We start from the raw sequence: 19450 nt of genomic DNA, 5'->3' as shown, positions 1-19450 counted from the left end.
ACCTTGCATATGCCGTAATGAATGGGGTTAAAGCTAGGGGAGAAAAAGGACAATACAGTACAGAACGTATTCATTTTAACAAAAATAACCATTCTTAACTTTTCGTTACATAGTTAGAAACTTTTCCGCCGACCTACTTAGAACGCCAAAATTATAAATCAGAAAATAACCATAGTGAAACCCGCGCTATTTGGAAAGCAGACAATAATGAAAAAATAGCATCATTAGAAAGTGCAAAACAAGAAATTTGGAAACAACTCAGAAAAGAAGATCCTATTTTAGTAGGTGAAATTCAAGTTAAACCTCTAAGTTTATCAGAAATTCAGCAATTGATTGATTATCCCAAAACCGCTATCCTCAGTTTCTACACCACCAACTCTGACACCCATATTTTTATCATTACCCAAAATTCAATTTATCTGCATACCTCTACAGGTGAAGGCTTAGAAACACTACAAAACTGGATTGCACAAAATTGGTTATCAAACTATATCCATCATCCTGAAAAATGGGAAAGTGAAATGGAGCGTTTTCTCCATGAACTTGCTGAAAGATTACAATTATCAAAAATCATCAATCAATATCTTCACGACATAGAAGAATTAATTATAGAACCTCATTTATTATTACATCAAATACCTTTTGCTGCTTTACCTACAGGAGAATATCAAGAATATTTAGTAGATATATTTTTAATTCGTTATACTCCCAGTTGTCAAATTTTAGATTTTTGTCATCAAAACCAAAACAAGAAACTCCTAAATTTAGATATTCAAGATTTACAATATGGAACTGTAGAAGATGCAACAGATGATCTACATTGTGCTAGGTGGGAAGGTGAACAAATTGCTAAAATGTATAATATTCCATCAGAGAAAAGATTAATAGGTAGTAGTCAAGCTACTGTTGAAAATTACCGAAAATTAGCTGAACAAGTGCAAATTCTCCACAGTTGTCACCATGCTGAATCTTATTTATATAATCCTTTAGAATCTCAGTTAAAATTAGGTGATGGTAGTATTACTTTAGGTCAATTAATGTCTCCTGGTTGGCGTTCACCTCATCTTGTAGATGTGTTTCTTTCTTGTTGCGAAACTAATTTAGATAAACCAGATATAACTGATAATTTACTGACACTTTCTACAGGTTTTTTATGTGCTGGTGCTATTAGTGTAATTAGTTCTTTATGGAAGGTTGATGATTTAGCAACTGCGCTATTTTCTATCTTTTACTATCAACAAAGACAAGAGGGTAAAAATCGTCCAGAAGCACTTAAAGCAGCACAAATTAAATTGCGGGAATTAAGAAAAGCAGATTTAGAAGAAATATCCCAAAAAGCTGAAAATGAGCGCAAACAAGCTAGAACTCAGAAAAAACAATATCTACAAGATTCAAAAGAATATTTAGAGTGCGATCGCCAATATCAAAAATATGCAAAAATATCAATAGCAATTGATAACATCCAAAAATCAAAAGGAGAATTGCCTTTTGCACATCCCCGCTATTGGTCGGCTTTTATTGCTCAGGGATTACAATAATATCAAGTTAAAAATTGACAACTTTTGTTATCAACTCCTTTTTATCAATCATTTCCTCTAATTGAAATTGATGATAGTGATATAATAGAATAATTAAAACTGCGAGGTGAATTTCTATGGTAACTCTAGCACCTACTCACAGCGACACTCACACCAATAGCATCATCCTCCATAATATTTCTTGGAATACTTTTGAACGAATTTTATTAGAAACAGGTGATGATCGCCATCACAGATTTACTTATAATCAGGGAATCTTAGAAATTATGACTCCACTAATGCCCCATGAACATAATAAAAGATTGATAGAAAAAATAATTGATACTTTAGTTGAAGAGTTAAATCTCAATGTCAAAAGTACAGGTTCATTAACTTGCAAAAGAGAAGATTTAGCTAGAGGTGTAGAACCTGATTCTAGTTTCTATATTCAAAATGAACCAATTATGAGAAATAAAACCAGTTTAGATTTAACTCAAGATCCCCCACCTGATTTAGTAATAGAAGTTGATTATGCTAGTTCTTCTATTGATAAATTACCGATTTATTTAGCTTTAGGTGTTCCTGAAGTTTGGCGTTATGATGAACCTGTGATGCAAATTTATAGTTTATCTGAGGATAAATATATTCCTTGCAATGGTTCACCAACCTTTGCGAATTTACCTTTAAATACAGAAATCCCTCAGTTTTTAGCTTCTAGTTTACAAGTGGGTGAAATGTCAATGATTAAGAATTTTCGGGGTTGGTTAAAAACACAAATTCCCTGATTAAATTAAGAAGTCGGGAATCTGGGTATTATATTTTTTAAGGTTGAGTTATATCCAACATGGCTTATTTGTTTGGCTGACAGACCCACCCTGAAATGAATTATGGCTTACACCACGCTACGCTATCAGGGCTAATAGCTAAAGTTTACTAAAGTAAACTAAACAAGTTCAAAAATTTTCTAGTTCTTTTAGTCATCTTCAGATGACTTCTGCTATGAGACTGGGAATTCATTCCCAGTTGGGTTATGGGTTTGACGTTAAGTTGACACCATTAAGCATTGCTAAACCCCTACAAATCTAGGGTTTTCGTGATTTTACTTTCATTCCATGTCTCAACCGTTTTGAGTTACTTATTGCTCGGCTTTTATTGCTCAGGGGTGACAATAATATGATTTAATAGTAGAAAGGCAATTAAACAGAATTTTGAATTTTTATGGATATCGCCCCTAATCAATCATCAACCCAATTTTTATCTTCGGAAGAATCCGCTCAAGTTGACGCGGCTTTGTTATCTTCTCCTGAAAAATTTTTAAGTAGATTGACAATTTCTTCTTTGCGGATTTTACAACACATTGCTCAGGAATATAATGTTTCTATTGAGGAGTTGACGACAAAGCAAATTATTACCTGGTTTGAAATTGATGCCAAAATTAGGAGAGAGAGAGGGATTGAGGAAGCATTTCTAAAGTGGTAGATTTAATTAAGATTATATAACTACAAGCTGATGTTTTTTATTTGAAGTTTAGTTATATTTTGGTGAGTGGGATGATATTGAAATATTAACTATTACCAAATCCATACTAAGGAATAATCATCTTTATACAATTGGTAGTAGAATAACTGCAAATTGTGGATTAAGAGTTGAAAATAATAATATGGCAATCTCTGATACCCTGCAAGAATCAAAGCTTTCGCGTCTAGGTCGTTGGTTGAGTAGTTTCCGTGGCGATTTGACGGGAGGATTAACAGCAGCAGTAGTAGCATTGCCTTTGGCTTTAGCTTTTGCTGTAGCCAGTGGAGTCGAACCAAAAGCGGGACTCTATACTGCTATTGTTGCGGGAATTGTGGCGGCCATTTTTGGCGGTTCTCCAGTCCAGATTACCGGACCAACGGGGGCAATGGCCGTGGTTTTGGTGGGAATTGTTGCTAAATACGGGATTGAGAAAGTTTGGATTGCTGGAGTAATGGCTGGTATGATCCAAATTGCTTTGGGTGTGGCCAAACTTGGACAGCTAGTGAAGTTTATTCCCTACCCAGTGACAGCAGGTTTTACTAATGGGATTGCTGTCATTATTTTTTGTGGTCAATTAAATAATTTCTTTGGTTTAAAACTACCCCGAAGTGAACATTTTTTGCCGGGAGTTTGGCAAAGTTTAACTCATGTAGAAGCTTTAAATTGGGCAGCAGTGGGACTGGCAATTGTGGTAATTGTCACTACAGTTTTGTGGCCGAAGATTAATAATACCATACCCGGTTCTTTAGTGGGGTTGGTGTTAGCGACGGGAATAGCTACTTATTTCCATCTGAATATTCCCACAATTGGCGCGATTCCCCAATCTTTACCCATGCCCCAAGGGATTCCCCACTGGAATGATTTTAGTGTAATTCGAGAACTAATTAATCCAGCTTTGGCTTTGGCAGCATTGGGAAGTATTGAATCTTTATTATCAGCGGTTGTGGCTGATGGGATGACTGTTAGTGAGAAACATAATAGCGATCGCGAATTAATTGGTCAAGGGTTAGCAAATATCATTGTCCCATTTTTTGCTGGTATTCCTGCCACGGGGGCAATTGCGCGGACTGCTGTGAATGTCCGTTCTGGTGGAAAAACCCGACTATCTGGAGTAATTCACGGCGCTGCATTAGCCATGATTGTGCTAACTTTAGCACCCCTAGCGGCACAGATTCCCCTAGCGGCATTAGCGGGAATCCTGATGGTAGTTAGTGTGCGAATGATTGAATGGGAAGCCATTGGTTTATTAATGCGGGCTACCTATTCTGACTTTGCGGTGATGATTCTGACTTGGTTGGTAACAATCTTATTTGACTTAGTTCTCGCTGTCGAGGTAGGATTAATTGCTGCCGGCGCTTTGTTCATCAAACGCATGAGTGATTTGAGTTTAGTGAAGATTCCCGAAACCGAAGTATTCCCCCCCGGAACTTCGCTAGAATTAGGGAAAGAAATTGCTGTTTATCGAGTAGATGGTCCGGTATTTTTTGGGGCTGCGGAGAGATTTGCTACCTTTATTCGAGATGAACCAGAGGTAAAATACTTAATTCTGCGGTTGCGGTTTGTGCCAAATATGGATACCACTGGGTTAGTAGCGTTAGAGGATATTTACCACGACTTAGAACGCCATAATTGCCGTTTAATTCTCACAGGTTTACAACCGGAAGTTAAACAACTGCTAGAACGTTCAGGATTATTAGAAACTATTGGTTTATCAAATTGTTTTGAAACAACCACAGATGCTATTTGTTCTATTTCTCCCCAGATTGTCGGATGTTTGCAACCGGGCGCAACTGATTTAAAATCAAAAGAATTGCTGGAATTAAATGACTAATCAAATATGAATAAAAATATCAATCAGTGTCTTTGTTGTTCTAGTCGTCGTCATTTTCTGAAATCTTTCCTTCCGGGAGTAATAGCCTTTACTGTCCTGCAATCAGCGCAATCAGCTAAGGCCGAAGTTCATCAAACAAAAGCGTTAGTTCTCAGTTGTATTGACTTTCGGTTTTTAACAGCAGAACAGTCTTTTTTAAGGAATAAAAATTTAACTGATAAGTATGATTTAACAGCTTTAGCAGGTGCTTCATTAGCTTTAACAGGATTCCCCCACCCATCTGATGCTGAAGCATTTTGGGATCAGTTAGATATCTCCTACAAACTCCATCATATCAACAAAGTTATTATTATTGATCATCAAGATTGTGGGGCTTATGCAATGATGATTGATGCTAATTTAAGTAAAGATCCAGAACGAGAGTTGCAAGTACATACAGATTATTTAAATCAAGCGTATTCATCAATTCGCAGTCGCTATTCTGATATTGAAATTGAAATGTATTTTGCAACTCTCAATCAAGGAGAATTTCCACAAATTTTCCCGAAATTGTAATTTTTAAATCAAGAATTGTAATTATTAATTCGAGGAGTTCGCGCCCCTGCAACTGCTCCCAATAAAGAAGTAAGTAAACCTAATAAAGAACCAAAAACATAAAACCACAAAGTTCTCGAAGTTGCAGCAGCAACATCACGAGTTTGTTCAGCAGTTAATATCGGTACATTCGGTGCTATAACATTTCCTTGTTGCTGTAGTTGATTAATAACTTGTGCTGTATTATAAGCCACTACACCAAAAGCCCCCCAGACTCCATTTGCTAAGAGAAAAGAGCTAAGTGCTAGAGTTGTTGCCCAGAGAATTGCCCCGTTGAGTATGGCTGTATCTCTGTGCATTGGTCCACAAGCACGAGTCGTTATCCAAGCACCGATAAATAGAGATAGTAATAAAGCAATTGTTGACCAAATTCCGACATTACTAATAATAGTAGGAGCAATTGTTCTTGGGTTTAAAGAATCAGCAATTCTCCCCGCACCAAGGGCGCTAAAAAATGAACTCAAGACTAATTGAGTTGCTAAAGCCACTAACACACCGGAAACTATTGGACCCCAGCGCACTCTGTCCCGATATTCAGTTACTCTACCAGCTAACAAAGACTCGGAAGAATTAATTTCCTCGCCTACCCGATTTATGTATGCCATAGCTATTTTTCTCTCTTGCTATTACAGCAAAGTTACTCACAGATTGTTTTTACAGAAAAAAATCCCTGGTTTTGAATTCTTTTCTGCTTACGTCTTTTTTATCCCCATGTTTAAAATTAAATCGCTAATTATAATTCTCAATCTCTATCAATAGCAAGAGTTATTTGCTATTTCTTTAGTTATAAATTGGCTGAATGAGTAATTGTTTGAAAATTACAAAATCAGGAAAATATTAACGAATTTTTACGGCTGTTCCTGTGGCTGTAATGACTAATAAAACACCAGATTGATCAACATTAATTGTGCCTGTATCAACGGCAATACCGACAACCGCATCTGCGCCTAAACGTTGCGCTCTTTGTTCTAATTCTTCCATTGCTTTCCGTTGTCCTTCTTCAAAGAGACGCTCATAGCTGCCAGTGCGGCCACCGACAATATCTCGAATACTCGCTAAAAAATCCCGCAGGAAGTTGCTACCATAAACAACTTCGGCTGTGACAATACCTAAGTATGAGTGAATTACAGCACCTTGAATAACATCAGTAGTAGTTAAAAGCATAAATTTAGGTAAAATAGGTAATTATGGCCAAATTTAGGGATAAATATCCGTTAATACTTCATTATACCTGTAATTTTGTGTAATTTATCAGTACCGATTGGCGAAAAGATTAATTTATTGCTATAATTCCGAAGGTATCAAGTGATTCAAGAAATTATTAATATTGTATAAATGTGAATAAATACAGATTACAAAGATTAATATTTTTGTTTTAATGTAGGAATAAAAACGGTTTAAGAGAATTTAGGAAAATTTACTATGTACAAAAAAACATCACTTCTGTTAACTACTTTATTATTAGGATGTTTATTTATTAGTACACCTGTAGTAGCGAAAGCTGATGTCTTAGTGACACAGGCGAATAATCCAGAGTTAAAAAACTTGATAGATGAGGGCAAGAGACTGGTAGATTCTAAAGATTATAATGGAGCGATCGCTGTTTATCAACAAGCAGCAAAATTAGATCCCAAAAATGAGAGAATTCATGCTGGTATTGGCTACTTATATACTCAACAAGGCAATTTTACCTCCGCTTTAGATGCTTATCGTCGAGCTATTGCCATTAATCCTAATAATAGTGATTTTTACTATGCTGTGGGTTATCTTAAAAGCAGTACGAGAGATAACAAAGGTGCAAAAGAAGCTTACCGTCGGGCTATCCAGTTAAATCGCAATAATCTCAACGCTTATTTAGGATTAGGAGTTGCTCAAACTAGCTTAGGTGATTATCAATCAGCCCTGTGGGCTTATGAACAAGCAGTTAATTTAGATAAAAATAATCCCCGCACCTATGAGTTAATTGGTTCTATGTTCAAACAAAAACGGCAAACTCCACAAGCAAATAAAGTTCTTAAAAAAGCATTAGATTTATATCAGCGGGGAAATGACACAGAAGGCGCTGCCAGAATACAAACAATGCTGCAAGAAATAGGCGGTTAAAAGCAGCTCATAGGATTCAGATCCCCGACTTCTTCAAGAAGTCGGGGATCTTTTTATTCACCAAATCTAGAACTCGTTATTTGCCAGTTCCTTTTTAAAACCTTGGGAATATTTATTTTTCTCAAATTTCCGTTTTGACCACAGTCCTAACCCAAAAAGGATCGTGCTACCAACTACAGGAAGAGCGTCTGTCTCCCAAGGGACGGAAACGGGCGAGGAGCTAAAAGAGGCTGTAAACGCTGAGTCGCCGAAATCAAAACCAACCGAGTCCCAGTCAGTGGTTGTCAATGCCCCAAAATCAGCATCGTTATTAGAAAACACAAACTTACCGCCAGAATAGGTTTGACTATTGTCGATCAGAGCTTGTCCTGTCGCGCCTGACGTAGCAAAGGAACTAGAGGCATTCAAGAAAAGGACGTATTGTTGGCCTGGGGTGAGAGCGAGGGAACCCGTATTAAAATCGTAGGTTTGAAATCCGCCTCCACTATAGGTCTTATCCCCACTGCTATAGAGAATGGGTCCCGTTGCTTTCGAGCCGTCCCACTGGGACACATAGCCTTTAAAGGTGATGGGGGTTCCGCTCCAAGTATCCCCTAAAATAAAGGAAAAGGAATTCAGAACATTGTCAACGGCAGGGGTTGTAACGGTTTGACCATAGGTTGCGGTTCCACCAAAAGATGTAATGTTACTACTGCCATCCCAACTAGGGGTTGTATCAATCAGGGTAATGGCTTGAGCCGAGCTAGGAAGCAGTACCCCCAAGGACACTAAAGTAGTTGCCGTTACTGTGGCTACTCCTAAGTAAGTCTTAAATAATACATTGGGGGGGGGTGAGACGTAAGCCCTGTTTATTTGTAGCTGTTGTTGAATTTTTCATCGTTACTAGCGGTTGTGTAATTAACCCTGAAATTAGGATTTACGCAAGATAGGTCTAAAAGCTCTATTCCCAGCAGGTGTAATTCATGAATTACACCTACTTTCGTTCTATTTTGCGTAAATCCTGTGAAAGCGAAAATTTATCTTCCCACACAATAGGGTATACACAACAACGATGTCAATACCAGGACTGACGTAATTTGACACTCTCAGAGATGAAGCTTACCGGATAATCCTGTAAAAAATAAACAAACTACAGAGGACACAGAGACAGAAAAGGTGAAAAAATTCGCCCAGCCCCCCCAAAGAAATGGTATGACTTTTCTCAAGTCAATACTTACCAAACTGCTTTACCTTTTTTATATATACTACCTGTAAAAGGCTGTACCCCAGTCACAGGATAGGCATCATTAGCAGGGGTGAAAATCCGCATGAAGGCTTCAGAAATAAACTGAGCCATATCAATAAACATTTTGGAGATAGTCATAATACTATAGCCCCTTTTTTAAGTCTTTTAATTGGTCATATCTGCACTTTAATACTGTGATGATCTCTTTGCCCATATTCTTCATATATATATACTTTACACAATGTTTTTTGAGATAACTTTGCAATAATTTATAATCTAGATTGTTATAACTTTTTTAGTGGATGGGATGATGATTCTCGTCCGGTTTCCAACCAGGAATATCAAGCAATTTTAGCTGATATTCCCGTTGAATGTGCTAATATTTAAAGTCTATGGGAAGCAAGAAAAGCCTCAACTTCCGCCGCAGTGGGTTGGGATGCGATCGCACCTGGTTTAATAGTAGTTAATGCTCCCACAGCACTGGCATAGGTGACAATCCTGTTTGCTGTATCTCCGTCTTTAAGGCTGTGAATCCCAACTTGTTGTAATTGATGAATAAACCCAGCCAAGAAACTATCTCCTGCACCAGTGGTATCCACTACAGACATGGAAAACGCCGGGATTTTACCTTCATTTTCCCCTAAACAATAGGCACAACCATTTTCACCATCTGTGACCAAAACCCCTTCCAAGGAATTGAGTCTATAAGTAATTGCTCCCGGATCAGTAGTATCAAATAGCCAATGAGCTTCCTCTTTGGTTAGTTTGAGAAAATCAAATCGCTTTAATAATGCCAGAATTTTGCTCTTAGCTGTATTTTCATCTTGCCAAAATACTGGTCGCCAATTGACATCGAGAATAATTTTTAGGTCATATTGTTCTGCTAAGTCTAAAGCCCGCAAAACAGCTTTTTCACTGTCAGGATAGGCTAGTTCTAAAGTTCCCACTACCAAAAAATCAGCTTCATTAAAAAGCGCCGGTGGCAATTTTGCAGATTCTAGACGGGTATCAGCAAATTCGGAAGTATCATATTTACCAAAACCTGCAAAAGTGCGATCGCCCCCCAAATCTCTAACCACGTATACTTGTCTAGTTGGTGCTGTAGAATGACGTTGTACACCCATTATATCTACACCAACATCTTCTAATAATTTTACCAGTGTATTCCCTGCTTCATCCTCACCCACAGCACCAATAAATCCGGCTGATGTTCCCAACTTCACCAAAGCACAAGCCACATTAGCAGGCGCTCCTCCGGGGTAGGGAGTCCATGATTTCACTGCATCTAACTCAAGTCCCAATTGATCAGCTAAACAATCAAACAAGACTTCACCAAGACATAAAATAGAGGGATTACTCATTGCATTTTTGATTTTCGATGGGGCATGATCTAAATTTAGTTTGACACTAATTGAAAATGAAGCTCCAGATCATCAGGTTTCCAGAATTATTTAACGCAGATAAACGCAGATAAACGCAGATAAATTACGTGTAAAGTTAAAATAAATACCCTTGATTTGTAGCATCTGTGACTACAAACCTAAAATTAAAAGAAAATCTTGATATTAGTATTATTAGTAACATTTAAAACTATCTACCTCGGAAAGAATCTTCTAGAATGAGGAATAAGATTTGAGTACATATACTAAGGGAGAAATAGTAAGTCATGGCTACTAGTGAGCCTGGGACTCGTGTTAGTCTGTCAGACAGAGAACTGCAAATCATCGACTTAGTGGCCACAGGCTTAACTAACCAAGAAATTGCGGTCAAACTGGAAATTAGTAAACGGACAGTTGATAACCACATCAGTAATATTCTCACCAAGACAAAAACTGATAACCGTGTGGCTTTGGTGCGTTGGGCTTTACAATGGGGTAAAGTCTGTTTAGATGATGTCAATTGCTGTTCGTTTCCCCTGAGGAATGATGAAAGTATGTCTTAGTCAAGAAGCTAATTAATCTAGCTTTTTTGCTATTTTGTAGATTGCTGATTGAGATGATGGGTGGTTGATTTACGCTGTTGTGTACTACTCTGCATCTTTAAAAAGTAAGATAAAAACACAGGTATTTAGAGGCGTAAATCAATTATCCTGCAAATTTGATCAAATATATAGATTGACAATTTTGCAGAAGATGTGACTGAAAAATTAGTTTTTTGTAAAGTAATATTACAAACCTTGGAAAAATATTGAGAAATTGTTTTTGAGGCAAACATAGATTTAAGGTAGAAGCTAGAGGACAAAATTGAGGCCAGTTTTAAAATGAACAAAAATAATATTCAAAACTATCGCTTTGTCTGTACCTTAACTTTTGGTGATATTTACGGTCAAATTATTATTTGGTTAATTACGATTACCATTAGCTTGGCTTCGGCTTTAGCACTGATGGGTGCAAAACGACCAGTATACGCTTTAGCTACAGTAGGTCTTGTTGTTCTCTTATCTCTACCTTTTTTACTTTTTGCCTTTGTGACGACTTTATTAAATAATATTGAACTCAATGCTGTAGAGCCAAAAACAAAGACAGAATCAATCTCAAATAATATTCCCCAACAAAACCCAGTCCAAGCAACTAGCTAAAAGGAATTTTATCAATTTCTCTATTACCCTGTCTTGTAGACGGGGAATTTTTTTATAATTGGTGGTTAATAATGCTCGAACATGATGTAATTATTGTTGGTGGCGGTTTAGCTGGATGTCGGGCTGCGCTGGAAATCGCCAGGACTGACCCTAGTTTAAAGGTAGCGGTAGTTGCCAAAACTCACCCGATTCGCTCTCATTCTGTGGCTGCTCAGGGCGGTATGGCCGCATCTTTAAAGAATGTTGATGATCAAGATTCTTGGGAAGCTCACGCTTTTGATACTGTTAAGGGTTCTGATTATTTGGCAGATCAAGATGCAGTCGCAATTTTGACCCAAGAAGCCCCAGATGTGGTGATTGATTTAGAACATCTGGGAGTGTTATTTTCTCGTTTACCTGATGGTCGCATTGCTCAACGGGCTTTTGGTGGTCATTCTCACAACCGCACTTGTTATGCGGCTGATAAAACCGGTCATGCAATTTTACATGAGTTGGTGAATAATTTGCGCCGTTATGGTGTGCAAATTTACGAAGAATGGTATGTAATGCGCCTGATTTTGGAGGATGGTCAGGCTAAGGGTGTGGTGATGTTTCAACTCTTGGATGGACATATTGAGGTATTACGAGCAAAGGCTGTGATGTTTGCCACCGGGGGCTATGGTCGCGTTTATAACACGACTTCTAATGATTATGCTTCCACTGGTGACGGTTTGGCAATGACCGCTTTGGCTGGTTTGCCTTTGGCAGATATGGAATTTGTCCAATTTCATCCTACCGGTTTGTATCCTGTGGGCGTGCTGATTTCCGAGGCTGTGCGCGGTGAAGGGGCATATTTAATTAATGCCGATGGCGATCGCTTTATGGCTAATTACGCCCCCAGTCGCATGGAATTAGCCCCTCGTGATATTACCTCACGGGCAATTACCTATGAAATCCGGGCTGGTCGTGGTGTAAATACTGATGGTAGCGCGGGTGGTCCCTTTGTCTATCTGGATTTACGCCATTTAGGTAAGGAAAAAATCATGAGTCGTGTTCCCTTTTGCTGGGAAGAGGCACATCGTTTGGTTGGTGTAGATGCTGTGACTCAACCGATGCCTGTGCGTCCTACCAATCATTATTGTATGGGTGGTATTCCTGTCAACACTGACGGACAAGTTAGAAGTAATAATGATAGTTTTGTCGAAGGCTTTTTTGCTGCTGGAGAAACTGCTTGCGTGTCGGTTCACGGTGCAAATCGTCTCGGTAGTAACTCCTTATTAGAATGTGTAGTTTATGGTAAAAGGACTGGAGCAGCGATCGCTAATTATGTCCAAAATCGGCAATTACCATCCATAGATGAAACACGCTACATCAACGAAGCCAAACAACAAATACAACTCTTAATAGACCAACCAGGACAGTACAGAATTAATCAAATCCGTCAAGCTTTTCAAGATAATATGACTGAAAATTGTGGCGTTTTCCGCACCGACGAAGTCATGCGTCAGGGATTGGAAAAAATCGCCCAACTACAACAAAAATATTCACAAATATATTTAGATGACAAAGGAAAAAGCTGGAATACAGAATTAGTTGAAGCCTTAGAATTGCAAAGTTTAATGGTAGTTGGACAAACCATTTTAACTTCCGCCCTCAACCGCCAAGAAAGTCGCGGCGCACACTTTAGAGAAGACTTTGCCGAAAGGGACGATAATAAGTTTTTACAACACACAATGGCTTATTATTCACCCACAGGAATTGACATTCAATATCGTCCCGTGACAATCACAATGTTTGCACCAAAAGAGCGAAAATATTAATCAAAATCATTCCGTAGGGGCGCAGGGTCTGCGCCCTTTTTGGTTATTCTAATTCTAGATCAGAAATATAGAGATAATTGTTCAGAACCCTTGCGGGACAAGGGTTTTGTTATAATCAATCCTCAATCATCATCAAAGAGGCTGTTACAAAAATGGTAACGACAGTTGAATTTTGTCATTTATCCTGGATAATCTTCTAAATACACTGTCATAGCTACCTTAGTCTATACCAAGTTCACCAATGAACAGAAAACCATATCTGATAGCAGTTACAGGGCTTGCTGTTTTATCCATACAGGCTCTAGCATCACCAAATGGCTTGGCATTTCCCCAACCAAATCATCATTCCAACCCTGTCATAGCCCAAAACTCGGAGGAACAAACGCGAATTCGAGTGAATCAAAAAGCCAGTCCAGCCGTAGTTTAAGTAAGTTGGCGTTAAACAATCAACATATGTAACGAAATGTAAATTCGACAAATACCTTATAGATAGGTTATTTAAGGGTTTTTACGAAAAAAATGTATATTGATTTTATCGTGCCGACTTACTTATATCAACACAGGTAAATCAAGCGGCAGTGGCTTTATTGTTAGTTCTGACGGGTTAATTATTACCAATGCTCACGTTTTGCAAGATGCACCCGCAACCGTTACTGTAGTTTTAGAAGACGGGAAACGGCTTCCTGCTAACGTGATTGGCTTTGCTAAAAATGGAGTAGATTTAGCAGCCATTAAAATTCGTAACCAGAAGAATTTACCCACATTATCTTTAGCAAAATCAGCCCAAGTGGGACAGTCTGTATATGCTATTGGTAGTCCCTTTGGCTATGGCAATCTAAATAATTTTACTGCCGGTGTTTTGAGCAATCTTGACGAGCAAGATGGTATAATTAAACATGATGCTAGAATTAATCCCGGTAATTCTGGTGGTCCACTTCTCAATTCCCAAGCCCAAGTTATTGGCGTAAATACTGCTATTCAACTTGATAGAAATGGCAGCAATAGTGGTATTAGTATTGCCATCCTGGTAAATAAAATACAACCTTTCTTAACGGCAATTCGTCAGGGAAATATTTCCCGTTTACGGCGCTAATAGTCTGTTGAGAATTGAGATTGGTATAGGCTTCTAGCTAGTTTGTCTATCTGAACAGGCAGGATGCCCACCCCACAGAAATTAAATGTCCCTTTCCCAAATTAGGAGATTTAAGAAATGATGAAATTAACATTATTAACCACACTGTTCTTAACCACCACATTAGCATCTACTCCTGTTTTTGCTCAAGAAGACGCTAATAATCAAATTCGCTTTATCTGTTCTACAAGTCGTTACTCCGAAAATGGAAAGTCTGTTCCTACCACTTTTCTTTGGACACCAAATTTCCAAAAAGCAATGGTGACTTGGACATCTGTTTTAGGAGGAGTTAAACCACAACAACGTTGTCAAAAAGTTTCTGATAACTTCCAAACAGCTTTTAATAACGGCAGTCTTAATTACGTTACCAATGGTGTTCAAAATGGGAGCAAAGTAATTTGTTCTGTGAGTTCAATTGATGGTGGTTGTGATACTGTATTATTTACATTGCGACCTCAGGACAAGTCTAAGGATGTTCTCAAACAGTTAAACAAACTCTGGTTTGGCAGTGCTACGACAGTACCTATTCCACAAAGTTCTGGAGAAGATAAATTTAAATTTTACATTGATATTCGCCAATTCCTCAATACACCACCAGCGAATAAGATGCAATAAAGAAGATTCTCAAAAATTGTAGGTTGGGTAGAACGAAGTGAAACCCAACTAATTTAAAGAAGTTGTCAAGAAGTGTTGGGTTTCGTTCCTCAACCCAACCTACTTATACAGCACTTCCCGGTGTTATGAGGTACATATCTAGCGGGCAAGATGCCCACACTACAAGAGTTTCGTTCCTCAACCCAACCTACTTATATTCATCTCCTAATTTACTCAAACAAAAAAAAGATCATGAAACACCTATTTTTTACCCTCATTTGCACAACCGCTTTATTAACTATTCCTCAGCAATTGTTATTGATTTCTCCTCAACCAGTTACCGCACAAGAACCTACAAAAAAACTATTAACCTCAGCACAATTACAAGCTTTAAGTAAGTTGGCGTTAAACAATCAACATATGTAACGAAATGTAAATTCGACAAATACCTTATAGATAGGTTATTTAAGGGTTTTTACGAAAAAAATGTATATTGATTTTATCGTGCCGACTTACTTAGCTAAATCAATAACGGTGAAAATATTAACTAAAAATGGCAGTGCTTCGGGAACTTTAATTGCTAAAAATGGTAATAATTACACTATTTTAACTAATGATCATGTGATCAATCCAGGTGAATCCTATCGCATTCAAACACCAGATGGAAAAATATATCCTGCTACTGTCATTAAAGAAAAACCACCATCTTTAAAAAATCAAGATGTGGCTTTATTCCAGTTTCAATCAACAGTAGAATATACTATAGCTACTTTAGGAATTTCCGCACCTATAGCAGTAGAACAAAAAATTGTCGCGGCTGGATTTGTGAGTGATAGTGCTAAATTGGTTTTCACAGAAGGACAAATTTCTCTATTACCAGATAAAAGTTTTCAAAGAGGTTATCGCATTGGTTATAATAACAAAATTCAACCGGGAATGAGTGGCGGACCAATATTAAATTATCAAGGTGAAGTTATTGGTATTAATGCCGTTCATGCTTATCCTATTTCTGATAAAATATATACTTATATTGACAATAGTAAACCCAGTACAGCCGAACGTCAGCAAATGCGTCAATATAGTTGGGGTTTACCGATTTATAGTGTCGCTAAAGTAGTCAATGAAGTTATTGCTAAATCGCCTAAAAAGATTGATGATTCTGGTTTGATAGCGAAAAAAGGTTTGATTAATGATATTGATAAAATTGCCCAAGAAATTACGGTGTTAATTCCTAATGCTAACCCCACAGATATGGGTTCTGGGGTAATTATTGCCCAGAAAGGTAATATTTATTATGTGTTGACTGCGGATCATGTGATCTGGAATCGTGATGAAAAAAAATTAAAAGATAAGTTAGAAATAGTCGCACCTGATAATCAAAGATATGCTATAAATGTCAGCAATGCGAAAAGAATGCCTGGAGTTGATTTAGCCGTTGTTCAATTTACCAGTAATCAAAAATATCGAGTTGCAACTTTAGCAAATTATAGTTTAAATACTAAAGGTCAAAAAGTGTTTGTTTCTGGTTTTCCTGGTAATAAACAACAAAATAAAAACAAACCTCATCGGATTTTAACTGCGGGAATTTTGATCGACCAGCTAGGAGTAAAGCTAAATACTTATGTAAGTTTTAATAATCAAAGTTCCATAACACCTGCTCGAATACAAACTGTTTTAAGTGATGGTTATGATCTACTTTATAGTAATATTACTAAAGGAGGAATGAGTGGCGGCGCGGTTTTAGATACCCAAGGAAGATTAATTGGTATTCATGGCAGAGTGGAAGGTGAAACATCACTCGATTTTGATGGTGAAATCAATTTAGGTAGTAGTTCTGGTATTCCCATTAGGACATTTTTAAATTTGGTTCAACAGGTAGGAATAGATTCAGATTTAAAAGTCGAAACTACTGCACCAGCTACACTAAAAAAATCGGAAGAGGATGTAATTAGTGAATATTTATTACCATTAGATCAAGTTCCTAAAAATAGCAATGATGAAATATCATGGCTAAATTATGCTAATCAACTATGGCGTTCTCAAAAATATGCAGAAGCAATAAAAGCCGTTGATAAAGCGATTAGCAAAAAACCGAATTTTTATCAAGCTTGGTATTTCAAGGGGATGATATTTAGTAGTGAGAAAAAATACCCAGAATCCATTGCTGCTTATGATAAAGCTCTTAAAATTAATCCCAACTTTGCTCAAGCTTGGAAAGAGCGAAGTCACTCACTATTGCAATCAGATAAATCTTCAGAAGCATTGGTATCTCTAGACAAAGCCATTGCCCTGAATCCTAATCAGTTTGATCTTTACGCTTGGCGAGGTCGTGTGTTGTTGTTGTTACAGCGTTTTCCGGAAGCGATTGATAGTGTAAATCAATCTATTAAGATTTACCCTCATTTTTCTGCCTATGGGATACGAGCTTTCGCCTACCTTTTATTAGATGAATATCAAAAGACTATAGCTGATTTGAATGAAGTTATTCGTCTTGCTCCTGACAGTGCCTTATGCTACAGTATTCGGGGTCTTGTTTACTCTTTATCAAAAGATTATAAAAAAGCTATAGCTGATTATACTGAAGCTATTCGTCTTGCTCCCAACAATGCCGAATACTACAGCAGTCGGGGTAATGCTTACTCTTTATTAAATGATGAAAACAAAGCTACAGCCGATTACAAAAGAGCCGTTAGCATTCAACCAAAGGATGCTGAAGATTACAAAAATCGAGGTAGTGCTTATTTAGGATTAAAAGACTATAAGAAAGCTATATCTGATTTTACTGAAGCTATTCGCATTGCTCCCAAAGATCTATTGTACTTTCAATATTACCAGAGTCGGGCTGAAGCGTACTCTTTATCAAAAGATAATAAAAAAGCTATAGCTGATTTTACTGAAGCTATTCGCTTGTGTCATAACGATCTTGGCAAAGCTTCATTATATCTCCAGCGTGCTTCTCAATATTTTAACTTGAAAGAACAAAAACAAGGTATAGCTGACTTAGAAGAAGCTATTCGCATTGCCCCCAATGAAATAATTAGTTTAATGAATGTAGCCATTCAATTTGACCCTAAAAATGCCGACGGCTATTTGTTCAGGGGTTTTGTTTATGCTCTTTTAAACAAGTTTCAAGAAGCCACGGCTGATTTTACTCAAGCCATTAAAATTGACCCTAAAAATGCAGCATACTATGTTGTTAGGGGTGCTGCTTACTCTGAATTAAAAGACTACAAACAGGCGATTGATGATTTCACTCAAGCAATTAAACTTGACCCGAAAAATGCCGATATATACGCCGCTCGGGGTCGTGCTTATGGTAGATTAAAAGACTATAAACAGGCGATTGATGATTACACTCAAGCCATTAAAATTGACCCTAAAAATGCCAATCTATCCGCCGCTCGGGGTGATGCTTATTTGCAGTTAAAAGACTATAAACAGGCGATTAATGATTACACTCAAGCCATTAAAATTGACCCTAAAAATGCCAATCTATCCGCCCGTCGGGGTGATGCTTATTTGCAGTTAAAAGACTATAAACAGGCGATTGATGATTACACTCAAGCCATTAAAATTGACCCTAAAAATGCCAATCTATACGCCGCTCGAGGTAATGCTTATTTGCAGTTAAAAGACTACAAACAAGCCATAGCTGATTATACTCAAGCCATTCAACTTGATCCTAAAAATGCAACATACTATGGTGGTAGGGGTTTTGCTTACTTTCAATTAAAAGACTATAAACAAGCAATTAATGATTGGAATCAAGTCATTAAAATTGACCCTAAAAATGCCAATCTATATGCCGCTCGGGGTGATGCTTATTTGCAGTTAAAAGACTATAAACAGGCGATTAATGATTACACCCAAGCCATTAAATTAAAACCAGATTTCGCTGCTGCTTATCATGTTCGAGGTCTTGCGTACTCTGAGTCAAAAGACTATAAACAGGCAATTGATGATCTCACTCAAGCCATTAAACTTGACCCGAAAAATGCTGATTACTACTACAGTCGAGGTTTCGCAAACTACAAATTCAAAGACTACAAACAAGCAATAAGTGATTGGACTCAAACTATTAAATTCAAACCTGAATATCCTGAAGCATACACTAATTTAGGCATAGTTTCCTATGAAATGGGAGAAGTAGAAACAGCAATTAATTATTGGCGAAATGCGATAAAAATCAATAGCAATTTTGCAGAAGCACATTTAGCATTAGGTGTAGCCTTGTATGGAAAAGGTGATCAAGAAGCGGGCTTGAAATCCGCAGAAACGGCATTGAAATTAGATAAACGTTATGGAAACATTGAGTTTCTCAAAGAAAATGGTTGGGGTGAAAAGTTGATCAAAGATAGTCAGGAGCTTTTGAACAATCCTCGGATAAAAGGTTTGATTTAGAACCCACCTTCCGCACCCTTAGAGGATGTTTGAAAAGTGGTATTCCGTAATTTTCATCACATTGCTACCCCCCTTTCCCCTTGTAAAGGGGGGAAACAATAAAAATCCAGTTCCCTCCCCTTTACAAGGGGAGGGTTAGGGTGGGGTAAAAAATATTT

Annotated in this window: 19 protein-coding genes; 14 read left to right on the top strand and 5 right to left on the bottom strand. The window is 37.6% G+C overall.

The genetic code is table 11. The features are described 5' to 3' along the window. Positions 1–329 precede the first annotated feature (329 nt). The 5 genes from PN450_RS13025 (at position 330) to PN450_RS13005 (ending at position 5421) form a co-directional block, all read left to right on the top strand. Positions 330–1538 (top strand): CHAT domain-containing protein, encoded by a 1209-nt coding sequence (locus PN450_RS13025; RefSeq protein ID WP_271836594.1) that lies wholly within the window; start codon positions 330–332, stop codon positions 1536–1538. Positions 1539–1654: 116 nt separating this feature from the next. After that, on the top strand, positions 1655–2302 hold the full coding sequence (locus PN450_RS13020; protein ID WP_271836593.1) for a Uma2 family endonuclease: 648 nt from the start codon (positions 1655–1657) through the stop codon (positions 2300–2302). 433 nt (positions 2303–2735) lie between these two features. Further along, a complete protein-coding gene (locus tag PN450_RS13015) occupies positions 2736–2996 on the top strand; it encodes a hypothetical protein (protein WP_213711588.1) in 261 nt (86 codons plus the stop codon). Positions 2997–3177: 181 nt separating this feature from the next. Beyond that, the gene (locus PN450_RS13010) at positions 3178–4866 is read left to right on the top strand and encodes a SulP family inorganic anion transporter (protein ID WP_168651103.1); all 1689 of its coding nucleotides are present in this window, start codon (positions 3178–3180) and stop codon (positions 4864–4866) included. Positions 4867–4872: 6 nt separating this feature from the next. Beyond that, positions 4873–5421 (top strand): carbonic anhydrase, encoded by a 549-nt coding sequence (locus PN450_RS13005; protein ID WP_015080925.1) that lies wholly within the window; start codon positions 4873–4875, stop codon positions 5419–5421. Between the two features lie 8 nt (positions 5422–5429). Here PN450_RS13005 and PN450_RS13000 read toward each other — a convergent pair whose 3' ends face one another. Then, complete coding sequence (locus tag PN450_RS13000; RefSeq protein WP_015080926.1) at positions 5430–6065, bottom strand: hypothetical protein; 636 nt, start codon at positions 6063–6065, stop codon at positions 5430–5432. Positions 6066–6297: 232 nt separating this feature from the next. Beyond that, positions 6298–6624, bottom strand: a complete 327-nt coding sequence (locus tag PN450_RS12995) for a YbjQ family protein (RefSeq protein WP_015080927.1) — start codon at positions 6622–6624, stop codon at positions 6298–6300. Positions 6625–6882: 258 nt separating this feature from the next. Between PN450_RS12995 and PN450_RS12990 the strand changes: the two genes are divergently transcribed. Further along, positions 6883–7563 (top strand): tetratricopeptide repeat protein, encoded by a 681-nt coding sequence (locus tag PN450_RS12990; protein WP_271836592.1) that lies wholly within the window; start codon positions 6883–6885, stop codon positions 7561–7563. Positions 7564–7629: 66 nt separating this feature from the next. On the opposite strand, the gene PN450_RS12985 is transcribed toward PN450_RS12990, so the two are convergent. From PN450_RS12985 to PN450_RS12975, 3 genes are all read right to left on the bottom strand, one after another. Then, a complete protein-coding gene (locus tag PN450_RS12985) occupies positions 7630–8331 on the bottom strand; it encodes a hypothetical protein (RefSeq protein WP_271836591.1) in 702 nt (233 codons plus the stop codon). Positions 8332–8776: 445 nt separating this feature from the next. Then, positions 8777–8926: a hypothetical protein gene (locus PN450_RS12980; RefSeq protein ID WP_015080929.1), complete on the bottom strand. Its 150-nt coding sequence runs from the start codon at positions 8924–8926 to the stop codon at positions 8777–8779. Between the two features lie 245 nt (positions 8927–9171). Continuing rightward, a complete protein-coding gene (locus PN450_RS12975) occupies positions 9172–10149 on the bottom strand; it encodes a carbohydrate kinase family protein (RefSeq protein ID WP_168654201.1) in 978 nt (325 codons plus the stop codon). 305 nt (positions 10150–10454) lie between these two features. Here PN450_RS12975 and pedR point away from each other — a divergent pair, with 305 nt between their 5' ends. The 8 genes from pedR to PN450_RS12935 all read left to right on the top strand — a co-directional run bounded on the left by pedR (position 10455) and on the right by PN450_RS12935 (position 19292). Continuing rightward, the gene (pedR, locus tag PN450_RS12970; protein ID WP_271836590.1) at positions 10455–10730 is read left to right on the top strand and encodes a photosynthetic electron transport-dependent transcriptional regulator PedR; all 276 of its coding nucleotides are present in this window, start codon (positions 10455–10457) and stop codon (positions 10728–10730) included. Between the two features lie 318 nt (positions 10731–11048). Beyond that, positions 11049–11366, top strand: a complete 318-nt coding sequence (locus PN450_RS12965) for a hypothetical protein (RefSeq protein WP_015080932.1) — start codon at positions 11049–11051, stop codon at positions 11364–11366. A gap of 71 nt (positions 11367–11437) precedes the next feature. Next, positions 11438–13165: a succinate dehydrogenase/fumarate reductase flavoprotein subunit gene (locus PN450_RS12960; RefSeq protein WP_271836589.1), complete on the top strand. Its 1728-nt coding sequence runs from the start codon at positions 11438–11440 to the stop codon at positions 13163–13165. 241 nt (positions 13166–13406) lie between these two features. Further along, a complete protein-coding gene (locus tag PN450_RS12955; protein WP_271836588.1) occupies positions 13407–13592 on the top strand; it encodes a hypothetical protein in 186 nt (61 codons plus the stop codon). Between the two features lie 99 nt (positions 13593–13691). Next, positions 13692–14258, top strand: a complete 567-nt coding sequence (locus PN450_RS12950) for a S1C family serine protease (protein WP_271836587.1) — start codon at positions 13692–13694, stop codon at positions 14256–14258. A gap of 117 nt (positions 14259–14375) precedes the next feature. Continuing rightward, positions 14376–14912, top strand: a complete 537-nt coding sequence (locus tag PN450_RS12945; protein WP_271836586.1) for a COP23 domain-containing protein — start codon at positions 14376–14378, stop codon at positions 14910–14912. Positions 14913–15143: 231 nt separating this feature from the next. Continuing rightward, positions 15144–15317 (top strand): hypothetical protein, encoded by a 174-nt coding sequence (locus PN450_RS12940; RefSeq protein WP_271836585.1) that lies wholly within the window; start codon positions 15144–15146, stop codon positions 15315–15317. Between the two features lie 60 nt (positions 15318–15377). Then, positions 15378–19292, top strand: coding sequence for a tetratricopeptide repeat protein (locus PN450_RS12935; protein WP_271836584.1), 3915 nt, complete (start codon positions 15378–15380; stop codon positions 19290–19292). Positions 19293–19450 lie beyond the last annotated feature (158 nt).

Origin of the sequence: Dolichospermum lemmermannii CS-548 (genome assembly GCF_028330815.1) — a bacterium.
Classification (GTDB): domain Bacteria; phylum Cyanobacteriota; class Cyanobacteriia; order Cyanobacteriales; family Nostocaceae; genus Dolichospermum; species Dolichospermum lemmermannii.
Note: the sequence above shows the minus strand (reverse complement) of the source record. Positions and strands in the feature narration are given on the sequence as shown.